Annotated in this window: 24 protein-coding genes and 1 pseudogene; 2 read left to right on the forward strand and 23 right to left on the reverse strand. The window is 45.9% G+C overall.

Going from position 1 to position 22,158, the window contains the following annotated elements; genetic code table 11:
- A pseudogene (locus IQR33_RS20195) lies at positions 1-211 on the forward strand (amino acid ABC transporter permease); the annotation flags it as partial.
- Positions 212-280: 69 nt separating this feature from the next.
- Here IQR33_RS20195 and glmU read toward each other — a convergent pair.
- The 23 genes from glmU to IQR33_RS20310 all read right to left on the reverse strand — a co-directional run bounded on the left by glmU (position 281) and on the right by IQR33_RS20310 (position 20,530).
- On the reverse strand, positions 281-1,642 hold the full coding sequence (gene glmU / locus IQR33_RS20200) for a bifunctional UDP-N-acetylglucosamine diphosphorylase/glucosamine-1-phosphate N-acetyltransferase GlmU (protein WP_193837681.1): 1,362 nt from the start codon (positions 1,640-1,642) through the stop codon (positions 281-283).
- 149 nt (positions 1,643-1,791) lie between these two features.
- Complete coding sequence (locus tag IQR33_RS20205) at positions 1,792-2,214, reverse strand: F0F1 ATP synthase subunit epsilon (RefSeq protein WP_005378937.1); 423 nt, start codon at positions 2,212-2,214, stop codon at positions 1,792-1,794.
- An 18-nt stretch (positions 2,215-2,232) separates the two neighbouring features.
- On the reverse strand, positions 2,233-3,636 hold the full coding sequence (gene atpD, locus IQR33_RS20210; protein ID WP_005383849.1) for a F0F1 ATP synthase subunit beta: 1,404 nt from the start codon (positions 3,634-3,636) through the stop codon (positions 2,233-2,235).
- Positions 3,637-3,671: 35 nt separating this feature from the next.
- Positions 3,672-4,538: a F0F1 ATP synthase subunit gamma gene (atpG, locus tag IQR33_RS20215; protein ID WP_005378932.1), complete on the reverse strand. Its 867-nt coding sequence runs from the start codon at positions 4,536-4,538 to the stop codon at positions 3,672-3,674.
- A gap of 44 nt (positions 4,539-4,582) precedes the next feature.
- Positions 4,583-6,124 (reverse strand): F0F1 ATP synthase subunit alpha, encoded by a 1,542-nt coding sequence (atpA, locus tag IQR33_RS20220; RefSeq protein WP_005378931.1) that lies wholly within the window; start codon positions 6,122-6,124, stop codon positions 4,583-4,585.
- Positions 6,125-6,137: 13 nt separating this feature from the next.
- Complete coding sequence (gene atpH, locus IQR33_RS20225; protein WP_053350671.1) at positions 6,138-6,671, reverse strand: F0F1 ATP synthase subunit delta; 534 nt, start codon at positions 6,669-6,671, stop codon at positions 6,138-6,140.
- A 14-nt stretch (positions 6,672-6,685) separates the two neighbouring features.
- Entirely contained in the window at positions 6,686-7,156 is a 471-nt protein-coding gene (gene atpF / locus IQR33_RS20230; protein ID WP_005378929.1) for a F0F1 ATP synthase subunit B, read from the reverse strand.
- Between the two features lie 74 nt (positions 7,157-7,230).
- Complete coding sequence (gene atpE, locus IQR33_RS20235; protein WP_002540812.1) at positions 7,231-7,485, reverse strand: F0F1 ATP synthase subunit C; 255 nt, start codon at positions 7,483-7,485, stop codon at positions 7,231-7,233.
- Between the two features lie 57 nt (positions 7,486-7,542).
- Positions 7,543-8,355 carry a F0F1 ATP synthase subunit A gene (gene atpB, locus IQR33_RS20240; RefSeq protein WP_005378922.1) on the reverse strand — a complete coding sequence of 271 codons (813 nt, stop codon included), beginning with the start codon at positions 8,353-8,355 and terminating at the stop codon, positions 7,543-7,545.
- Between the two features lie 8 nt (positions 8,356-8,363).
- Positions 8,364-8,753 carry a F0F1 ATP synthase subunit I gene (locus IQR33_RS20245; protein WP_005378921.1) on the reverse strand — a complete coding sequence of 130 codons (390 nt, stop codon included), beginning with the start codon at positions 8,751-8,753 and terminating at the stop codon, positions 8,364-8,366.
- 189 nt (positions 8,754-8,942) lie between these two features.
- Complete coding sequence (locus IQR33_RS20250; protein ID WP_017821562.1) at positions 8,943-9,824, reverse strand: ParB/RepB/Spo0J family partition protein; 882 nt, start codon at positions 9,822-9,824, stop codon at positions 8,943-8,945.
- A gap of 24 nt (positions 9,825-9,848) precedes the next feature.
- Complete coding sequence (locus IQR33_RS20255) at positions 9,849-10,622, reverse strand: ParA family protein (protein ID WP_005383838.1); 774 nt, start codon at positions 10,620-10,622, stop codon at positions 9,849-9,851.
- Between the two features lie 10 nt (positions 10,623-10,632).
- On the reverse strand, positions 10,633-11,268 hold the full coding sequence (gene rsmG, locus IQR33_RS20260; protein WP_005378902.1) for a 16S rRNA (guanine(527)-N(7))-methyltransferase RsmG: 636 nt from the start codon (positions 11,266-11,268) through the stop codon (positions 10,633-10,635).
- On the reverse strand, positions 11,268-13,163 hold the full coding sequence (gene mnmG, locus IQR33_RS20265) for a tRNA uridine-5-carboxymethylaminomethyl(34) synthesis enzyme MnmG (RefSeq protein ID WP_193837680.1): 1,896 nt from the start codon (positions 13,161-13,163) through the stop codon (positions 11,268-11,270). Before mnmG ends, rsmG begins: the two co-directional genes overlap by 1 nt.
- A gap of 477 nt (positions 13,164-13,640) precedes the next feature.
- Positions 13,641-14,075: an FMN-binding protein MioC gene (gene mioC, locus IQR33_RS20270; protein ID WP_053304046.1), complete on the reverse strand. Its 435-nt coding sequence runs from the start codon at positions 14,073-14,075 to the stop codon at positions 13,641-13,643.
- Between the two features lie 100 nt (positions 14,076-14,175).
- On the reverse strand, positions 14,176-15,537 hold the full coding sequence (mnmE, locus tag IQR33_RS20275; protein WP_005383836.1) for a tRNA uridine-5-carboxymethylaminomethyl(34) synthesis GTPase MnmE: 1,362 nt from the start codon (positions 15,535-15,537) through the stop codon (positions 14,176-14,178).
- Positions 15,538-15,667: 130 nt separating this feature from the next.
- Positions 15,668-17,290: a membrane protein insertase YidC gene (yidC, locus tag IQR33_RS20280; RefSeq protein WP_005383834.1), complete on the reverse strand. Its 1,623-nt coding sequence runs from the start codon at positions 17,288-17,290 to the stop codon at positions 15,668-15,670.
- Between the two features lie 2 nt (positions 17,291-17,292).
- Positions 17,293-17,550: a membrane protein insertion efficiency factor YidD gene (yidD, locus tag IQR33_RS20285; RefSeq protein ID WP_005378822.1), complete on the reverse strand. Its 258-nt coding sequence runs from the start codon at positions 17,548-17,550 to the stop codon at positions 17,293-17,295.
- A complete protein-coding gene (gene rnpA, locus IQR33_RS20290; RefSeq protein ID WP_005394102.1) occupies positions 17,517-17,840 on the reverse strand; it encodes a ribonuclease P protein component in 324 nt (107 codons plus the stop codon). The genes yidD and rnpA overlap by 34 nt, the downstream gene beginning before the upstream one ends.
- 46 nt (positions 17,841-17,886) lie before the next feature.
- Positions 17,887-18,021 (reverse strand): 50S ribosomal protein L34, encoded by a 135-nt coding sequence (gene rpmH / locus IQR33_RS20295; RefSeq protein ID WP_005378825.1) that lies wholly within the window; start codon positions 18,019-18,021, stop codon positions 17,887-17,889.
- A gap of 242 nt (positions 18,022-18,263) precedes the next feature.
- Positions 18,264-19,001, reverse strand: coding sequence for an amino acid ABC transporter ATP-binding protein (locus tag IQR33_RS20300; RefSeq protein WP_149192463.1), 738 nt, complete (start codon positions 18,999-19,001; stop codon positions 18,264-18,266).
- A complete protein-coding gene (locus tag IQR33_RS20305) occupies positions 18,998-19,669 on the reverse strand; it encodes an amino acid ABC transporter permease (protein WP_005378829.1) in 672 nt (223 codons plus the stop codon). Before IQR33_RS20305 ends, IQR33_RS20300 begins: the two co-directional genes overlap by 4 nt.
- A 114-nt stretch (positions 19,670-19,783) precedes the next feature.
- Complete coding sequence (locus IQR33_RS20310; RefSeq protein ID WP_005378831.1) at positions 19,784-20,530, reverse strand: amino acid ABC transporter substrate-binding protein; 747 nt, start codon at positions 20,528-20,530, stop codon at positions 19,784-19,786.
- 412 nt (positions 20,531-20,942) lie between these two features.
- Here IQR33_RS20310 and dnaA point away from each other — a divergent pair.
- Positions 20,943-22,158 (forward strand): chromosomal replication initiator protein DnaA (gene dnaA / locus IQR33_RS20315; protein ID WP_322631790.1); only part of this gene is annotated, 1,216 nt, incomplete at its 3' end.

The raw sequence follows: 22,158 nt of genomic DNA on the forward strand, positions 1-22,158 counted from the left end.
TAATCAATTTGTCTACATTCTCAAGATGAGTTCTTTAGTCAGCGTGATTGGTTTAAGCGATCTCACTCGCCGTGCTAATGAGCTGGTGGTGAATGAGTACTTACCCTTAGAGATTTATACCTTCCTCGTTTTGGAGTACTTGTTGCTCATCCTATTTGTATCTCAAGCCGTTCGTTGGCTCGAAAAACGTATTGCCATTCCTAGCTACTAGCGATGAAGCCTTAGCTAGAAACAACAAAGCCGCTCTTGTTGAGCGGCTTTGACAGAGTGTAGGTAATGCTTATTTCTGTTTTACAGGACGCTGCCAGCCAGTAATTTTGCGCTCTTTGACGCGAGTAATTACTAACTCACCTTCTTCAACATCTTTTGTTAGTGTCGTGCCTGCACCGATGGTTGCGCCATCAGCGATAGTGACAGGCGCCACCAGCTGGCTATCAGAACCAACAAAAACATCATTACCGATGATGGTTTTAAACTTGTTCGCACCATCGTAGTTACAAGTGATCGTACCTGCACCGATGTTAGTACGTTGACCGATCTCTGCATCACCTAAGTAAGTTAGGTGGTTCGCTTTTGAACCTTCTCCGATGCGCGCATTTTTCACTTCAACGAAGTTACCCACATGGGAATCGTTACGCATTTCAGCACCAGGACGAAGGCGAGTAAATGGACCAACCGTACATTCTTCACCAACCGTTGCACCTTCAATCACACTGTAAGGGCGAACGATGGTGTTGTCGTCGATTTCACAATCTTTCAGTACACAACCCGCACCGATAACCACGTTATCACCCAGTGAAACATTACCTTCGATGATAACATTCACGTCGATTTCACAGTCCATACCGCACTGTAACTCACCACGCAAATCAAAGCGTGCTGGATCGCGTAGCATGACACCTTGCTCTAGCAGCTTCTGAGCTTGCATTGACTGGAAAGCACGCTCTAGACGAGCAAGCTGCGCGCGGTCATTGACCCCTTCCACCTCAATGGCATTGACTGGGTGTACTGCCTCAACGGCACGACCTTCATCGTGTGCAGCTGCAATAACGTCAGTTAGGTAGTATTCGCCTTGTGCGTTGTTGTTGTTTAAGCCAGACAACCAACGCTTAAGATCCCCACCAGTCGCAACCATCACGCCAGTGTTGATCTCTTTAATTTGTTTTTGTTCTTCTGTTGCATCTTTTTGCTCAACGATCGCAACAACAGGACCATTCTTACGGATAATACGACCGTAGCCTGTCGGGTTATCAAGCATAACGGTGAGCAGAGCAATACCGCCAGTTGGCTGTGCATCTAATAGGTTTTCAATCGTTTCAGCTGAAATCAGTGGAACATCACCGTAAAGCACGAGGATTTTTTCATCGTCTTCAAAGCGAGGAGATGCTTGATCAACCGCATGACCAGTCCCTAACTGCTCCGCTTGAAGCACCCAATTTACAGGCTCTTCTGCAAGAGTGGTTTGCATTTGATCACCACCGTGACCAAAGACCAAGTGGATATTTTGTGCACCTAGACCTGTACATGTATCAATCACATGTTTTGCCATTGGCTTGCCTGCCAAAGTGTGTAGCACTTTAGGCATGTTCGAATGCATACGGGTACCTTTACCCGCTGCAAGAATCACAGCACTGAATTTCATTGATAACCTATTGACGTTTTATGTTAATTGGCCGTTATTTTAAACAGCTCTTTTAAAATAGTTAATGGAGTAAGGTAAATTTCCAACTAAAATTAATCAAAAAGGCGACCAATTGGCCGCCTTTTTTCATGCAACGTTGCTAATTGAGCTTAGCGACGCTTTTTTGTCAGCTCGATAACTCGTAGCTGAGCAATGGCTTTAGCCAGTTCACTGGCCGCTTGTGCGAAGTCCATGTCACCATGCTGATTCTGGATTTGCTCCTCAGCGCGGCGTTTGGCTTCTTCTGCCTTCGCTGCGTCTAGCTCTTCACCACGGATAGCTGTATCAGCTAGTACAGTCGCTGTACCAGGCTGAATCTCTACCATACCACCAGAAACATAAATAATTTCTTCGTGGCCGTGCTGTTTCACAATACGCACCATACCAGGCTTGATAGCGGTCAGCAGCGGTGTGTGACCATGGAAAATACCAAGTTCACCTTCGCTACCGGTCACCTGAAACGTTTCAACACGACCAGAGAAGATTTTCTTCTCAGCGCTTACTACGTCTAGGTGAAAGGTTATTGCTGCCATATCGCCTCCTAGTTAGCCTTATAGCTTCTTCGCATTCTCAATAGCATCGTCGATGCTACCGCAGTACATAAATGCCTGCTCAGGAATGTCGTCGTATTCACCAGCTAGTAGACCTTTAAAGCCACGTAGAGTCTCTTTTAGAGGTACGTAAATACCAGGGTCACCTGTAAATACTTCTGCTACGTGGTAAGGCTGAGTTAGGAAACGCTCAATCTTACGTGCACGAGATACAACTTGCTTATCTTCTTCAGATAGCTCGTCCATACCTAGGATAGCAATGATATCTTTCAGCTCTTTGTAGCGCTGAAGAGTCTGCTGAACACCACGAGCAACTTCGTAGTGATCTTGACCAACGACTAGTGGATCAAGCATACGAGATGTTGAATCTAGCGGGTCGATCGCAGGGTATAGACCCATTGCAGCGATGTTACGGTTAAGTACAACCGTTGCATCCAAGTGCGCGAACGTTGTTGCTGGAGACGGGTCAGTCAAGTCATCCGCTGGTACGTATACCGCCTGTACAGACGTGATAGAACCTGATTTCGTTGACGTGATACGCTCCTGAAGTACACCCATCTCTTCTGCAAGAGTTGGCTGGTAACCTACCGCAGAAGGCATACGACCTAGTAGTGCTGATACCTCTGTACCTGCAAGTGTGTAACGGTAGATGTTATCAATGAACAGTAGTACGTCACGACCTTCGTCACGGAAACGCTCTGCCATTGTTAGACCAGTCAGTGCAACACGTAGACGGTTACCTGGTGGCTCGTTCATCTGACCGTAAACCATCGCTACTTTTGATTCTTCAGGCTTCTCAACGTTTACAACGCCCGCTTCCTGCATCTCGTAGTAGAAATCGTTACCTTCACGAGTACGCTCACCAACACCAGCAAATACTGATAGACCTGAGTGCTGTAGTGCGATGTTGTTGATAAGTTCCATCATGTTAACGGTCTTACCTACACCTGCACCACCGAATAGACCGATTTTACCACCCTTAGCGAATGGACAAATTAGGTCGATTACTTTAACGCCCGTTTCTAGAAGTGCAATTTCGTTTGATTGCTCTTCGTAGCTTGGTGCACTACGGTGGATAGAGTAAACCTCTTCCGCACCCACTTCACCACGCTCGTCAATTGCGTCACCTAGGACGTTCATGATACGACCTAGAGTTTTAGTACCTACTGGTACTGAAATTGGAGCGCCAGTGTTAACCACTTCAACTCCACGACGTAAACCATCAGAGCTACCCATTACGATACAACGAACTACGCCACCGCCTAGCTGTTGTTGAACTTCAAGAACTAGACGCTCTTTTGAGTCCGTTACGTTTAGAGCGTCATATACACTAGGTACATTGCTCTGTGGGAACTCTACGTCGACTACCGCACCGATGATCTGTACGATCTTACCTGTAGCCATCGTTAATCCTCTAAACTATTTCGTTTTACCTAAGCTTAAACCGCAGCTGCACCACCAACGATTTCTGATAGTTCTTGTGTAATCGCAGCCTGACGGGCTTTGTTGTACACAAGTTCCAAATCGTCAATCAAACTGGTTGCGTTATCCGTTGCAGCCTTCATCGCAATCATTCGAGCCGCTTGCTCACAAGCAAGGTTCTCAACCACACCTTGGTATACCTGAGACTCTACGTAACGCACTAATAGCGTATCCAGTAGAGGTTTTGGTTCAGGCTCATAGATGTAGTCCCATGAATGCTCACGCTGCATCTCTTCGCTGTCCGATTTAGGCAAAGGTAGCAATTGATCGATCGTTGGTTGCTGAACCATAGTATTTACAAACTTGTTGAATACTACATATAGACGGTCCAGTTCACCTTCATCGTATTTCTTCAGCATTACGCCAACAGAGCCGATTAGGTCTTGTAGGCTTGGATTATCTCCAAGACCAGAAACCTGTGCCGCAACTTTTGCGCCACCATGTTTAAAGAAAGCTGTTGCTTTTGAGCCAACAACGGCTAGCTCAATCTCAGCACCTTTCTCTCTCCATGCTTGCATGTCTGTAACGGCTTTTTTGAACACGTTAATATTCAAACCACCACACAGACCACGGTCTGTCGAAACGATGATGTAACCAACACGTTTAGCTTCACGCTCTTCTAGGTACGGATGACGGTACTCTAGGTTTGCGTTAGCCACATGACCGATCACTTTACGCATTGTTTCAGCGTATGGACGAGAAGCTTCCATTGCATCTTGAGAACGACGCATTTTTGAAGCTGCTACCATTTCCATCGCTTTCGTAATTTTCTGAGTGCTTTTAACACTACCGATTTTATTACGTATCTCTTTTGCGCCGGCCATCGTTACTCTCCGTTAGTTGGTGGCAGAAACTGCCACCGACCTAATTACCAAGTTTGGGTTGCTTTGAAGTCGTCAGTCAGTTTCTTCAACTGAGCTTCGATTTCATCGTTGTAAGCGCCAGACTTGTCGATCTCAGCTGCTAGTTCAGCGTATTGACCGCGAGCGTACGATAGTAGAGCCGCCTCGAAATCTAGAACTTTGTTAAGTTCTACATCATCAAGGTAACCGCGCTCTGCCGCGAAGATAGTTAGAGCTTGGTCAAATACAGACATTGGAGCATACTGCTTCTGCTTCATTAGTTCTGTAACTTTTTGACCATGGTCTAGCTGTTTCTTCGTTGCGTCATCAAGGTCAGAAGAGAACTGAGCAAATGCCGCTAGTTCACGGTATGCAGCTAGTGCTGTACGGATACCACCTGATAGTTTCTTGATGATTTTCGTCTGAGCTGAACCACCTACACGAGATACTGAGATACCTGGGTCAACAGCAGGACGAACACCAGCGTTGAATAGCTCAGTTTGTAGGAAGATCTGACCATCGGTAATCGAGATTACGTTAGTCGGTACGAATGCTGAAACGTCACCTGCTTGAGTTTCGATGATAGGAAGAGCAGTCAAAGAACCAGTCTTACCTTTCACTTCACCGTTAGTGAAACGCTCTACGTACTCTTCGTTTACACGAGCTGCACGCTCTAGTAGACGCGAGTGTAAGTAGAATACGTCACCTGGGAATGCCTCACGGCCTGGTGGACGTTTAAGTAGTAGAGAGATCTGACGGTAAGCTACCGCTTGCTTAGATAGATCATCGTAAACAATCAGTGCGTCTTCACCGCGATCGCGGAAGTATTCACCCATCGCACAACCTGCGTAAGGCGCTAGGTATTGAAGCGCTGCAGATTCAGAAGCTGATGCAACTACAACGATAGTGTTTTGTAGTGCGCCGTGCTCTTCTAGTTTGCGAACAACGTTAGCGATAGTCGATGCTTTCTGACCGATTGCTACGTAGATAGAGAAAATACCAGAGTCTTTCTGGTTGATGATCGCGTCGATCGCCAGTGCTGTTTTACCAATCTGACGGTCACCGATGATAAGCTCACGCTGACCACGACCGATTGGGATCATAGAGTCAACTGACTTATAACCAGTTTGCACAGGTTGGTCTACCGATTTACGGTCGATTACACCTGGTGCGATCACTTCTACAGGCGAAGTCATTTTCGCTTCGATTGGACCTTTACCATCGATAGGCTCACCCAGCGTGTTTACTACGCGGCCTAGTAGTTCTGGACCAACTGGCACTTCAAGAATGCGGCCAGTACCTGTAACTTTCATGCCTTCCTTAAGGTCAGCATATGGGCCCATTACAACCGCACCAACCGAGTCACGCTCAAGGTTAAGTGCCAGTGCATAACGGCCACCCGGTAATTCAATCATTTCACCTTGCATCACGTCCGCTAGGCCGTGGATGCGGATGATACCATCGCTTACCGATACGATAGTACCCTCGTTGCGAGCTTCACTAACAACTTCGAAAGATTCGATACGTTGTTTGATCAGATCGCTAATTTCCGTGGAATTAAGTTGCATGCTCCAATCCCCATTAAGACTGCAATGCATCGCTCAGGCGGTTCAAACGACCACGCGCTGAGTCATCGATGACTAGGTCTCCGGCTCGAATAATAACCCCACCAAGTAGGGTCTCATCTACACTGCAATTCAGCTTCACTTTGCGTTCAAGACGCTTTTCAAGTTTGCTGCCAATGTTTGCAAGTTGTTCATCAGAAAGCTCTGTTGCTGAAATTACTTCAACATCAATTTCTTTCTCATGTTCTTTTTTCAGAGTAAAAAACTCCGTACAAACATCAGGAAGGGCCGATAAACGACCATTCTCAGCCATTACCTTCAAAAGGTTTTGACCGTGCGCATCAACTTGTTCGCCGCAAACTGCAACAAAAATTTCTGCCATTTTGTCAGCAGAAACCGAACCCGTTAGTAGTTCGTTCATTTGTTCGTTTTTGGCCACTTCAGCAGCAAAAGATAACATTTGGCCCCATTGGTCCAACTGGTCTTTCTCTAAAGCAAAGTCGAAGGCTGCTTTAGCATAGGGGCGTGCGATAGTAGTCAAATCAGACATATGCGCCCCCAGACTTAAAGTTTTGCAGTAATGTTGTCGAGAATATCTTTTTGCGCATCTTTATCGATAGAACGCTCAAGGATTTTCTCAGCACCAGCTACAGCCAGAGTAGCAACTTGTTTGCGCAGCTCATCGCGTGCACGATTGCGTTCAGCTTCAAGTTCTGCTTCTGCTTGCGCTAGGATTTTCTGGCGTTCTGCCTGAGCTTCCTCGCGAGCTTCATCAAGAATTTGAGACTTACGCTTGTTCGCTTGTTCGATGATCTCAGTTGCTGTGCGCTTCGCTTCTTTCAATTGATCAGAAGCGTTGGCTTGTGCTAGATCCAAGTCTTTCGCAGCACGTTCTGCTGCTTGAAGACCATCAGCAATTTTCTTCTGACGCTCTTCGATCGCTTGCATCAATGGTGGCCATACATACTTCATGCAGAACCACACAAATAGTGCGAACGAGATTGCTTGACCTAGCAGAGTTGCGTTTATGTTCACAACAGCTACCCCTCTATTTGGACTTAGTGTTAATCAGTGACAAGCGATAATCGCCCGTCCCGAGTTAAAGGTGATTAACCTAGTTGACCAACGAATGGGTTTGCGAAAGTGAATAGTAGCGCGATTACGATACCGATCATTGGAACCGCATCAAGTAGACCCGCGATGATGAACATCTTAACTTGTAGCATAGGAGCCATTTCTGGTTGACGTGCAGCACCTTCTAGGAATTTACCACCTAGCAGTGCGAAACCAATCGCTGTACCAAGAGAAGCAAGACCGACGATAATACCTACGGCGATTGCAGAAAAGCTCAGTAAAGTTTCCATTACTATCTCCAATTTATAGTTGTTGGCTTAGTGCCCAAATAAAAAGCTTTAAAAAAATTAATGATCAGGATCTTCGTGTGCCATTGACAGGTAAACAATTGTCAACATCATGAATACGAAGGCTTGAATCGTAATAACCAAGATATGGAAGATTGCCCACGGTAGTGAACCCATCCATTGTAAGTACCATGGTAGCATTGCCGCACAAAGAATGAATACAACCTCACCCGCGAACATGTTACCGAATAGACGCATACCAAGTGATAGAGGTTTCGCTAATAGCGATACCACTTCAATTAGTAGGTTAAACGGAATCATCAGTGGGTGATTGAATGGATGTAGTGCAAGTTCTTTTGCGAATCCACCTAGACCTTTTACTTTGATGCTGTAGTAAATCATCAATGCAAAAACGCCTAGAGCCATAGCCATGGTGATATTCACATCAGCAGACGGTACAACCTTAAGGTAAGGAATACCTAGCCAATGCTCTGCTGGGTATGGTAAGAAGTCGATAGGAACTAAGTCCATCACGTTCATCAAAAATACCCAACAAAAGATAGTCAGTGCTAAAGGCGCGATCAGTGGGTTGCGTCCATGGAACGTGTCTTTGACGTTATCGGCGACAAATTCAACGATCATTTCTACAGCACACTGAAGCTTACCCGGTACACCCGCTGTTGTTCTCTTTGCTACTTTGTAAAAAATTCCGAGGAAAATTAAACCAGTAAACCAAGAAAAAAACAGGCTATCGATATGTACGTTCCAGAAACTTGTCTCCGACCCTACTAAACCCAACTTGTATAGCGATAGGTTAGAAAGGTGGTGGGCAATGTAACCGGACGATGTTAGCGCTTCACCTGGCGCAGCCATAACTCATCCTATTTTTTGTTGTTAATGAATAGCACTGGTGCACAGATATTAATACCTAGTACCAGCAAATAGGTTAGTTTGAGGGGAACAAGTTCCACCTGCATATACATGTAGGCAACATAGAACAGTGCAACCGTGATGAGAATTTTCAGTACTTCACCCGTATAGAAGGAAGCAGCGATGCGCTTGGCAGCGCGAGCTCCACTAAACATGAAAGCACACAGCGCGAATACTGCATTGGCAACAACAAAAATGCCTCCGCCAATCAGCGCTGAAAATCCCCAGTCAGGATTTATGGCTACCGCCATTCCTGCTGCCACAAAAATAACCGCGCCAGACTGGATCATTAACAATTGCCTTGCGAGCTCTCGTCCTGGTCTAGCTAACGCAGCTACCATGTATTCGTACCTCTAGTAATATCCACTTCGCACTTAACTCTCTGTGCTGGGAAATTGGCGAAAATTATACGTTCAGTTCAACGTAAAGCAATTCGATTGCATCAAAAACTTACAGTTTTGTTTACAAAACGACAACTTTCGCACAAAATTCGATTAATTAGATTAATTGACCTAAATCAATTATCTCATCTAGGCCTCAAGCTTGGCAATTAGTTGGTCCAATTTGTGAGGCTCATCAAGACTTATCGTCAATTTCGCTTTTCCGTTTGCAGAACGGGTAAGAGAAACTTTTGCATCAAGCAGCTGACTCAATTTATGCGACATTTGCTCGGCTTCGGTATCCTCTTGTTGCCCTTTTTGCTCATTTTGTGGGGCTAAGCACTTTTTTACTAACTGTTCGGTTTGGCGAACAGTCATTTGCTTCTTAGCCACTTGTTGAGCTACTTCGACTTGCTGTTCGCCTTCTAACGCTAACAGAGCTCGAGCATGACCCATTTCCAATTTTTTATCTGCAACCAGACCTTTTACATCAACTTCCAACTGATTCAGACGTAATAGGTTACTGACCGTCGTTCTTGATTTACCAATCACATCGGCCACTTGCTGATGTGTCAGCGTGAATTCATCTTGTAGACGTTCAAGCGCTTGGGCTTCCTCAATCACATTCAAGTCTTCACGTTGAATGTTTTCAATCAACGCCATGGCGATGGCGGCACGATCTTCAACTTTTTTCACCAAACACGGCACGCGTTTTAAACCCGCCTGCCTTGCAGCACGCCAGCGGCGCTCACCTGCGATGATCTCAAACTGACCACTTTCGACCTGGCGAACCACGATTGGTTGAATAATGCCTTGTGATTGAATCGAAGCCGCTAGTTCTTCTAGCGCTTCAGGCGCCATATCTTTACGCGGTTGGTATACGCCCGGCTGCAATTGACCAATCGCTAAATCGGTTAACTCACCGTCTGCCGATAATTCTTGGCTATGCGATGCAATATGCTGTTTTTCACGAGCAAACGAACTGGTCGACAATAACGCATCCAGTCCTTTTCCGAGACCACGCTTAGACATGGGATTGAATTCCTTAGGTTAGAGTTAAACTGGGATTTCTTCGCGGCGGAGCATTTCGCCCGCTAGAGCAAGATACGCTTTGGCACCTGCGGAGTACTTATCGTAGTACATTGCTGGCTTACCGTGACTTGGTGCTTCAGCCAAACGAACATTACGCGGAATGACAGTACGGTAAACTTTATTCCCAAAGTGTTTTTTAAGTTGATCGGATACTTCATTCGATAAGCGGTTGCGTGGGTCGTACATGGTACGCAATAAACCTTCGATTTTGAGGTTTTCATTCACAACAGCCGCTAACTTGCTGATTGTATCCATAAGAGCAGTTAAACCTTCTAACGCAAAGTATTCACATTGCATCGGCACCAGCACAGAGTCAGCTGCCGCCATCGCATTGATTGTAAGAAGGTTTAGAGAAGGAGGACAATCAATAAAGATGAAATCATAGTTATCGCGAACTGACGACAATGCATTTTTTAGACGCACTTCACGAGCGAAAACTTCCATCAATTTGATTTCTGCCGCGGTTACGTCTCCGTTCGCCGCGATCAAATCATACTTCCCTGTTGTTTGGGTACAAACGACTTGATCGAACGGTGTATCTTCGACCAAAAGATCGTATGCGGTGGCGTCGACCATATACTTATCCACGCCACTGGCCATCGTAGCATTACCTTGCGGGTCGAGATCGATCACCAAAACCTTGCGCTTTGTTGCCGCCATCGAAGCCGCTAAGTTAATGCACGTTGTTGTTTTGCCGACCCCACCTTTCTGGTTGGCGATTGCTACAATTTTACCCACGATTACCTCGCTAATTTTCCTTGCGCGATAAGATTACTAGATGACGATCACCTTCCAACTCAGGAACAGCCAAAGATATGATCTCTGTCACACTGCACCATTCAGGAAGCTGATCCATTTCATCTTTAGGGTGCTGTCCTTTCAGCGCTAGAAACACCCCGTGCTCTTGTTTCGGCAAATGGTGGCACCATTCCACCATGTCTGTCATTGAAGCAAAAGCTCGACTCAAAACGCCATCAAATTTTTCTTCAGGCTGGAATTCTTCGACGCGACTTTGAATTGGTGTCACGTTTTTCAGCCCTAATGTGTGCACAACTTGCTTGATAAAACGGATGCGTTTGCCAAGACTGTCGAGCAAAAAGAAGGTTTTCTCAGGGTTCATGATTGCCAAAGGGATGCCCGGTAACCCCGGACCAGTACCAACATCAATGAAGCGCTCACCGGGCAGGTGTGCGCTTACAACGATACTATCAAGAATATGTTTCACTAACATATCAAGCGGATCACGTACCGATGTTAAATTGTATGCTTTGTTCCATTTGTCGAGCAGTTCGACATAACCAACTAACTGCTCTCGTTGCTGTTCTGACACTTCCAAATCGGTTTTCGCGATCAGTGAATCCAGCTTTGTTCGCAATGCGCTCATTATTCTTCCTCACCTTTCTTCAGCAAACCATGCTTTTTCAAGTGAACAAGTAGAATAGAAATTGCAGCAGGCGTAATACCAGAAATGCGTGATGCAATACCGATGCTCTCTGGTTTGGCCTCGCTCAGTTTAGCAACGACTTCGTTTGATAAACCTTTTACATCGCGGTAATCCAAATCAGCAGGTAACTTGGTATTTTCGTGACGCAGTGATTTTTCGATCTCTTCCTGCTGACGCTTGATGTAACCATCGTATTTCACTTGAATTTCAACTTGCTCAGCCGCTTGCTGATCTTCAAGAGCAGGAGCAAACGCTTCAAGTTGCGTCAGTTGCGAATAAGTGATCTCTGGACGACGCAGAAGATCCTCACCACTCGCTTCACGGGCCATTGGGGTTTTCAGCAGCTTGTTCAACTCATCAACACCCTTTGACTTCGGATTCATCCACGTTGCTTTCAAACGCTGACGCTCCGTTTCCATATTGTTGATTTTCTCGTTAAAGCGAGCCCAACGAACATCATCAATCAAGCCTAGCTCGCGCGCTTTTTCCGTTAAACGTAAATCGGCGTTATCTTCACGAAGTAGCAGGCGGTATTCCGCACGAGAAGTGAACATGCGGTACGGCTCTTTGGTACCCATGGTCGATAAGTCATCAATCAACACGCCCATGTAAGCTTGGTCACGACGTGGGCTCCAGCCTTCTTTGTCTTGGCTAAACAAGCTTGCGTTTAGGCCCGCCATCAAGCCTTGCGCTGCGGCTTCTTCGTAGCCAGTCGTACCATTAATCTGGCCAGCAAAGAACAAACCATGGATGAACTTCGTCTCGTACGTTTGCTTCAAATCACGTGGATCGAAGAAATCGTATTCAATCGCATAACCTGGGCGAACGATGTGTGCATTTTCAAACCCTTTCATTGAGCGCACGATTTGTACTTGCACATCAAATGGCAAGCTGGTCGAGATACCATTAGGGTATAACTCGTGCGTGGTTAGGCCTTCTGGCTCAATAAAGATTTGGTGGCTGTTTTTGTCAGCGAAACGCATCACTTTGTCTTCAATAGACGGACAGTAACGCGGACCAATACCTTCAATCACACCTGCGTACATTGGACTGCGATCCAAGTTACTACGGATCACATCGTGAGTTTGTTCATTGGTGTGGGTGATGAAACATGGAATCTGACGCGGATGCTGTTCACGTTTGCCCATGAACGAGAATACAGGCGTTGGGTTATCACCGTGCTGAGCTTCTAGCACTGAAAAATCAACAGTACGAGCATCAATGCGCGGTGGAGTACCTGTTTTTAAACGATCCACACGGAACGGCAGTTCACGCAGTCGATCCGCTAATGCGATCGATGGTGGATCCCCGGCACGACCACCAGACGAGCTTTCCATACCTATGTGGATCTTACCACCAAGGAAGGTACCCACGGTTAGCACAACGGCTTTCGCATGGAAGCGAAGTCCCATTTGAGTTACCACACCAACTGCGCGATCTTGTTCAACAATCAGATCATCAACTGATTGCTGGAACAACGTTAAGTTAGGCGCATTTTCTAATGCATTACGAACGTACGTTTTGTACAGAGCGCGATCGGCTTGAGCTCGAGTTGCTCGTACTGCAGGACCTTTGGAGGCATTTAGTGTACGAAACTGAATACCTGCATGGTCGATGGCTTCAGCCATCAAACCGCCCATAGCATCTACTTCTTTTACTAAGTGACCTTTACCAATACCACCGATCGCCGGATTACAAGACATCTGGCCTAATGTATCGATGTTATGGGTAAGGAGAAGTGTTTTTTGTCCTGTGCGTGCAGATGCGAGCGCGGCTTCCGTTCCTGCGTGTCCGCCACCGACAACAATGACGTCAAAGTTTTCGTGATAAAGCATGAACTGACCTCAGGTATTCAAAGGGATTTAATGGACAGATAAAGGAGCCGTATTTTACCTGCTTTATGCCAGAGAGAAAAACGTTTTCTCGTTTTATCCGTTTTAAGCTTCAAGATAAATATATATAAGATCTATATATATGATCTTTTATTAGATCTACTATTAGGATCGACCGTTTCTGTGGATAACCTAAAAATGATCAACAAGATCATGGATCTTCTTTGGATCATATCTTGTGATCATGATTGGATCAGATCGAGGATTACCTGGGATCAAAAGTGGTGGTTATACACAGGGGGTAAAATTGATCAAAGTTGTTATTGGGATAACTAAAGGAAAATCACTGGATCTTATTGTAGTTATCCACAGTATGTTTGGTTGGTTTTTGAGCGGTTAAACAAAATAATTTGGTGGGAGTTATTCACATGGGAGAAAACAGAGCCGAATTTCGACTCTGTTGAAGGGAAAGTCGTGAGTTTAAAAACGTTCGATATTCTCTTTTAACCACATCTCTGCGGCGTCTTCTGGCACATCATGGCTCAGTACATCGATTTTAAAGCAATCTGCGAGAGGGGTTGCACCAATATCCTCTAATAAATCATAAGCGTGTTGACCAGCGGCACAGAACGTATCGTAGCTAGAGTCACCAATCGCAATCACCGCAAATTTTACATCAGTCATTTTTGGCGGTGTATTTTGTAATGCTGCGATAAAAGGTTGGATATTATCAGGATACTCACCAGCTCCATGTGTAGAGGTGATCACCAACCACGTACCTTGATTTTCGATATCATTGAGGGAAGGCTGGTTGTGGATCGTTGTTTCAAATCCATTCTCGTTGAGTAGATCACTCAGGTGATCCCCTACGTATTCTGCGCCACCTAACGTGCTGCCTGTAATAATGTGGATCATACTTCTTCCTTATTGAATGCGACGGCTAAAGCTCATGGATGGCTTGCCGTACAAAAAGAAACGCGGTGTGAGTTAAGCTCAGCACCGCGCGTTCGATTATTTACTTCCCGATACAGAATGAAGAGAAGATTCGTCCCAGTAAGTCGTCAGAACTGAACTCACCGGTAATCTCATTGAGATGTTGTTGGGTGATGCGTAGCTCTTCAGCCAATATTTCACCTGCCATATAGCCTTCAAGCTGCTCCTGGCCTATTTGAAGGTGCTGTGCGGCACGTTCTAATGCATCGAGATGACGACGACGAGCCATAAACCCACCTTCACTGTTGCCAGAGAAGCCCATACACTCCTTGAGATGATCGCGCAGAGCTTCAACCCCTGCACCAGTCTTCGCTGACAAACGGATAAGAGTAGGGTTATTGACGTGGCAGATCCCCATATCTTCACCCGTTTGATCCGCTTTATTACGGATCACAGTTATGCCAATGTTGTCTGGTAGGCGATCCACAAAATCTGGCCAGATATCTTTCGGATCGGTGGCATCGGTTGTCGTGCCATCCACCATGAACAATACGCGGTCTGCTTGGGCTATTTCATCCCACGCGCGTTCGATACCGATTTTCTCTACTTCATCGGAAGCATCACGCAAACCTGCTGTATCAATGATGTGTAGTGGCATGCCATCAATATGGATATGCTCACGCAGTACATCACGCGTGGTTCCTGCGATGTCGGTTACGATTGCAGATTCTTTACCCGATAGCGCGTTCAGTAGGCTTGATTTGCCCGCATTTGGACGACCCGCAATCACGACTTTCATCCCTTCACGCATAATAGCGCCTTGGTTAGCTTCTTTGCGCACCGCATCTAGGTTGTCGATGATGGCTTGTAGGTCACCAGCCACTTTACCGTCGGCCAAAAAGTCGATCTCTTCTTCAGGGAAGTCGATGGCTGCTTCAACATAGATACGCAAATGAATCAGCGACTCAACTAAGGTATTAATGCGGCCTGAAAATGCGCCCTGTAAGGATTGCAGTGCCGATTTTGCTGCTTCTTCAGAACTGGCATCAATGAGGTCTGCGATCGCCTCGGCTTGAGCGAGGTCGAGTTTATCGTTCAGAAATGCGCGTTCAGAGAACTCACCAGGGCGAGCAGCTCGAATACCATCTATACCTAGAATGCGTTTTATCAGCATATCCATCACGACAGGGCCGCCATGGCCTTGTAGCTCAAGTACGTCTTCACCGGTAAATGAGTGTGGGTTAGGGAAGTACAGTGCGATGCCCTGATCAAGCACAGTGCCATCTTCTGACTTAAACGGCAGGTACTCTGCGTAGCGGGGCTTTAGTGTTTTGCCAGTGACTTCTAACGCCACTTGGTTGGCTTTAGGGCCAGAAACTCGAATAATACCGACACCGCCACGACCAGGCGCGGTCGCTTGAGCGACAATCGTATCTGTAGTCATAATTTTGCCTTTTGAGCTGGGCTATAGGGAAGATACCTAGGGAGCCATCACAATTAATTAGCTGAATTGTAATCAGCCAAAAACAAAAAGGCGACCTTTTGGCCGCCTTTCTCAATCATTTCCTAAAAGGTTACTTGCTGTGTAAGCCTTTTTTCTCTAATCCTTTGTAGATCAGAGTTTGCTGGATAAGCGTTACGATGTTCGACACCAACCAGTACAGAACGAGACCTGATGGGAAGAACAAGAAGAAGAAGGTAAACATAACCGGCATAAAGGTCATGATCTTCTGCTGCATTGGATCCGTTACCGTTGTCGGGCTCATCTTCTGGATTAGGAACATAGACGCACCCATCAATAGCGGCAGGATGTAGTAAGGGTCCTGCGCTGAAAGGTCATGAATCCAACCGAAGAATGGTGAGTGACGTAGCTCTACCGATTCCATTAGCGCCCAGTATAGTGCGATGAAAATAGGCATCTGTAGGATAAGAGGTAGACAACCACCTAGTGGGTTCACTTTCTCTTTCTTGTACAGTTCCATCATTTCTTGGCTCATGCGCTGACGGTCATCACCGATACGCTCACGCATTGCTTGCAGCTTAGGCTGTAGCATGCGCATTTTCGCCATAGACGTGTATTGCGCTTTTGTTAGTGGGTACATTGCACCACGAACGATGAAGGTCAGACAGATGATTGCCACACCCCAGTTACCAACAAAGCTCTGGATGAATGAAAGCAACATATGAAGAGGCTTCGCAATGAACCATAACCAGCCGTAGTCCACTACTAGGTCTAGGTTAGGTGCCACTTCTGCCATTTCATCTTGCAGTTTTGGACCAACCCAAAGTGTTGCTTCAAACTTAGCCTGATCGCCTGTTGCGATAGTTTTGTTTGGCATACGAACGCCGATGTCGCCTAGGTTGCCAATTACACGAGTGTATAGGTTAGTACCTGGTTCGTTACGTGGGATCCAAGCTGCGGCAAAGTAGTGCTGAATCATTGCTGCCCAACCTTGGCCATCGGCTAGGTTAAGAGACAGGTTGCGATCCTGCATATCATCAAAGCTGTACTTCTTGTAACGCGTATCTTCTGTTGAGTATGCGCCACCACGGTAAGTAGGCATTGTGATGCTACCACCATCGTCCATTAGGTTTTGACGTAGGTGAGCGTACATACCAAATGTTGCGTTGTTGCCTGAGTTGTTCACTACATCGTATTCAACATTAAGCGCGTAGCTGCCGCGTTTAAAGATGTAAGTTTTGGTGTATTCGATGCCGTTTGCAGTGAATGTCATCGGAACGCGAAGTTCATCTTGACCGTCAGCCATTGTGAAGCTGTCTGCACTTACGTTGTAGTGAGGGCGATTTGTGCTGCTCAAGTCGATACCTTGAGGACCCACTAGACCGCTTTGAGCGATAAATTGGTGACCTTGAGCGTCTTTAAGCAGAACAAAGGAATCTGATGAATCTAACTCAGCAGAGTATTCGTTAAGGTTGGCATGTACCACATCGCCACCAACGGTGTCGATCGACAGAGTTAAAACATCAGTCGTTACTGTGATAGTTTTTGCAGAAGCTTGCTGTTGACCAGGAACTGGGTCAAGTTCATCAGCAAAAGATGGTGCAGGTAGAGTGCTGCTTGATTGAGCCTGTTCAACTGCTTGAGGTTCTGGATTCTTTGCAACTTGCCATTGTTGAAACAGCAAAAAAGAAACCAGGGCCAAACCGATGAGCAGGATATTACGTTGAGAATCCATCGTTAGTTATCTCTGTCTTGTTTTTGGACTGGTGGAACGGGGTCATACCCCCCTTCATTCAAAGGGTGGCATTTTAATAGACGTTTGCCTGATAACCAACATCCTTTTACAAAACCGTGAGCTCTCAAAGCTTCTAGCGCGTAAGTGGAACAGGTTGGTGTGAACCGGCAACGAGGACCAATCAAAGGGCTGATAAACCAGCGATACAGATAAACGAGCCCAATGGCTATCCACGTGAAGGGCGAGACAGGCGTTGCCATAGCTTATCAAACAACTTAAAAATTTCCTCATTGCTTAAATCTTGCGCGCTTTTCTTTGCAATCACAACAAAATCTTTGTTTGGAAGCTGATGTTGATTGTTACGAAAGCTTTCACGAGCCAAACGCTTAAATCGGTTACGACCGACAGCCGTTTTGATTTGCTTTTTGGGAACCGCTAAACCTAATCGTGGGTGAGAAAGTTTGTTATTGCGAGCAATGATGGTGAAATGAGGCGAGCCAGCTCGATGAGCTTGCTGGAAGACGTTTTGATAATGCTCGGGAGTTAACAAACGTAACTCCCGATTAAACGCGTACGTGTTCAAAATAAACTAGCGATTATTTTGATAGGCGCGCACGGCCTTTTGCACGACGTGCGTTGATAACTTTACGACCGTTCTTAGTTGCCATGCGAGCACGGAAGCCGTGAGTACGCTTGCGCTTTAGAACTGTAGGTTGAAAAGTGCGTTTCATGATAATTACCTTTACTGATCAGTAGTTTTAGGTTCTTGTTAAACCCGGCGTGGTTATTTGCTTTCTTATATAAAGAAGCTCTTTATATAGAGAAGGACAACCGACGCCTCTCAACAAAGAGGCGGAATTGTAATCACACTCACATAATGTGTCAATGACTCAATGAGTACGAAATTCCGGCCGGGCGATTATACGTAGTGTGAGTAAAATCTCAAGGATCAATCGATCCTGATGCTTGATCGTTACTCTATTCCTACTTGGTTAAGGAATTTTTTCAAACGAGGATCTTGTGGATTATTGAAGATATCCTGTGGAGAACCTTGCTCAACGATATTGCCTTCCGCCATGAAGATCACTCTATCAGCGACTTCTTTCGCGAATTGCATCTCGTGCGTCACCACCAGCATGGTTTGATGCTGATTAGCTAACTTCTTCATTAATGAGAGAACTTCACCGACCCATTCAGGATCCAGCGCAGAAGTTGGTTCGTCAAACAACAGCAGTTCTGGTTGCAGCGCCATCGCTCGGCCGATACCCACACGTTGTTGTTGGCCGCCAGATAATGACGCTGGATAACTATCGCCTTTATCCCCAAGGCCGATGTCATCCAGAATTTGTTGCGCTCGTTTGAGAGCATCGGCTTTTTTCCAACCTCGAACGGTCACTAGACCTTCGGCAATGTTCTGGCGCGCATTCATGTGGGCAAACAGGGCATAGTTTTGGAACACAAAGCCAGTTCGACGACGCAGCGCTAATACTTCGGCTTTAGTGTGTTTTTGAGTATCAACGGAGATGTCATCTATCGTGATACGACCTTCATCTGCTTGTTCTAGAAAGTTCACCGTACGCAGCAAGGTTGATTTACCCGTACCACTTGAGCCGATAATCACGATGATCTCACCTTGCTTAATATCGAGGTCGATGCCTTTCAGCACTTCAGTCTCACCAAAACGTTTGTGAATATTTTCTAACTTAATCATCGTACGTACGCCTTATTCAGTTTTGCTTCTGCCCAGATTTGTACGCGAGTCAGAATCACCACCACGCCCCAGTAAATAAGAGCAACCGCAAGGAAAGCTTCAAAGAAACGGAAACTTGATGAGGCTTCCATCTGTGCTTTCGCCATGATTTCGGCCACACCAAGCGTGAAAGCGAGAGACGTTGACTTGATCATATCGATGAAATAGTTCATCAATGAAGGCAGTGCGACACGCGTTGCTTGAGGTAAAATCACTCGGCGCATTGCTTGGGATGTCGTCATACCGACCGATAAGCTCGCTTCCATTTGGCTGCGATCAATGCCAATAATGGCGGCACGAATACTTTCCGCCATATAAGCGGCAAAGTGCAGCGTTAAACCGATAACCGCTGCTGAAAAGGCGTCGATACCGACCATCAATGGAAAAATTTGCGGTAAGCCGTAATAAAGCAGGAAAAGCTGAACCAACAGTGGGGTGCCACGGAAGAAGCTGATGTACAGTTGGCTTAATTGATCCAGAACTGGCAGTTTAAATACGCGAATATTGGCTAAAATGACGGATAAAATCAGCGAAAACACCAATCCCCATGTCGCCATTTCCATGGTTGTGCCAAGATATTTCAGCAATATCGGCAGCAGTTCCAACATGTAATTAAAGTCAAATCCCATACGGCTTACCTAAAGGCTAGAGAAAAGAAAAGGTGGAAAACAAGTTCCACCTTTACGTAAGTTTATTTTAGTCCGAGAGTGATACCACTTTGCGGCCTAAAGTACAAAGAGTTCTTATTTCGTGATGTCAGCGCCAAACCACTTCACGGAAATTTTCTCTACTGTACCATCTGCGCGCATCTCAGCCAGTGCTTTGTTTACTTCTTCTTGCAGCTTACGACCTTTCTCGTTGTCCACGAAAGGCCATGCGTTTTGAATGGTCTCAAACGGTTCGCCTGCCAATTCCAAAGGAAGACCAGTTTTCTTAATCAGTTCTAAAGCAGAAAGACGATCCATTACAAATGCATCTGCACGACCGAGCGCCACGTCATGTTCGATACCTGTGTCGTACGTTTTAATATTGATCTTGCCGTCTTTGTCGTATTGACGCAGCAGTTGCTCAAAGTTAGAGCCTAGGTTCACCGCAACGGTTTTGCCCGCAAGATCGTCAACACCTTTGATGCTGTCGTTGCCTTTACGCACGGTAATTTGTGCGCCATCTACAACGTAAGGGTCAGCAAATAGGTATTTAGCTTTACGCTCATCAGTCATGGTGATTTGGTTGGAGATCGTATCGATACGACCAGTTTCTAAAAGACCAAATAAACCAGAGAAGTTGGCTGTTACGTATTCGATTTTGTAATCGTTACGTTTACCGATTTCATCCCACATGTCGACTTCAAAGCCTTGTAGCTTGTCTTGCTTTACAAAAGTAAACGGGAAGTAGCGACCTGACATACCAACTTTGACTTCAGTAGCGGCTTGTACGGTTGCTGCCGACAGTGCAATGGCTGCAACGGCAACCTTAATCCAGTTTTTCATAATACATCTCCATAATTTTATGGTTGGAAATACTACTGTTAGTTAGCTCAATTAAATAAATAACCAAGAGCAATAACCTAGACCTGTGAGTTATTAGATAATAGAAGAAGAATGTTAAATGTGACGAAAATGCGAACTGAACCTAGCGAAATGATCGACAAAATCAGCATTGGGAATAAAATAATACACAGACTTATCACCAATCGCTCGATCTTGTGAATTTTGCCCAATTGTGGATCGTTGTGTGGGCAAATTTGGGGCAAGGTGTGTTGATCTCATCAAGTTTGCAGAAATAATTGTGAATAACTTGGATCTTATTCACTGGATCGTCGATCAATCGCTGGCGATCTTGGTTATCAACAGGTAAAATTGCCAGTCTTTTCCGATAATTCAATTACTCAGTGGGGGCACCGTGTCATCTTCGCTTTGGCTGCAATGTTTGCAGCAGCTTCAAGAAGAGCTACCAGCTACAGAATTCAGCATGTGGGTTCGTCCGCTACAAGCGGAGCTCAATGACAATACTCTCACTCTATTCGCGCCAAACCGCTTTGTGTTGGACTGGGTGCGTGATAAGTATCTGAACAATATTACTCGCTTACTGCAGGAATACTGCGGTGGCGATATTCCTAACTTACGCTTTGAAGTGGGGAGCCGACCTGTCTCTGCTCCAAAACCAGCGCCGACACGTACGCCTGCAGATGTGGCTGCCGAGTCATCTGCACCTGCACAATTACAAGCGCGTAAGCCAGTACACAAAACCTGGGATGACGACGCTCAAGCGATTGCGGCTATCAATCACCGCTCAAACATGAACCCAAAACACAAGTTCGACAACTTTGTTGAAGGTAAGTCGAACCAACTGGGTTTGGCTGCGGCGCGTCAGGTATCGGATAATCCTGGAGCTGCTTACAACCCGCTGTTCCTATACGGCGGCACGGGCTTGGGTAAAACGCACTTGTTGCATGCGGTGGGCAACGCGATTGTGGATAACAACCCGAACGCAAAAGTGGTCTACATGCACTCAGAACGTTTTGTGCAAGACATGGTAAAAGCGCTGCAAAACAATGCGATTGAAGAATTCAAACGCTACTACCGCAGCGTTGATGCGCTCCTTATCGATGACATCCAATTCTTTGCTAATAAAGAACGTTCACAAGAAGAATTCTTCCATACCTTCAACGCACTATTGGAAGGTAATCAGCAGATCATTCTAACGTCTGACCGTTATCCTAAAGAAATTAATGGCGTTGAAGATCGTCTTAAATCTCGCTTTGGTTGGGGGCTTACTGTTGCGATCGAGCCGCCTGAGCTTGAAACGCGTGTGGCGATCTTGATGAAAAAAGCCGAAGATCACCAAATCCACCTTGCTGATGAAGTGGCATTCTTCATTGCCAAGCGTCTGCGTTCGAACGTTCGTGAGCTCGAAGGTGCACTGAACCGTGTTATCGCGAACGCGAACTTTACTGGTCGTCCAATTACGATTGATTTTGTTCGTGAAGCGCTGCGCGATCTGCTTGCTCTACAAGAGAAGCTGGTGACGATCGATAACATTCAAAAGACCGTGGCGGAATATTACAAGATTAAAGTAGCGGACTTGCTGTCTAAGCGTCGCTCTCGTTCTGTTGCGC

The sequence above is a fragment of the Vibrio sp. OPT46 genome (genome assembly GCF_015163535.1).
GTDB classification, from domain to species: Bacteria; Pseudomonadota; Gammaproteobacteria; order Enterobacterales; family Vibrionaceae; genus Vibrio; species Vibrio alginolyticus.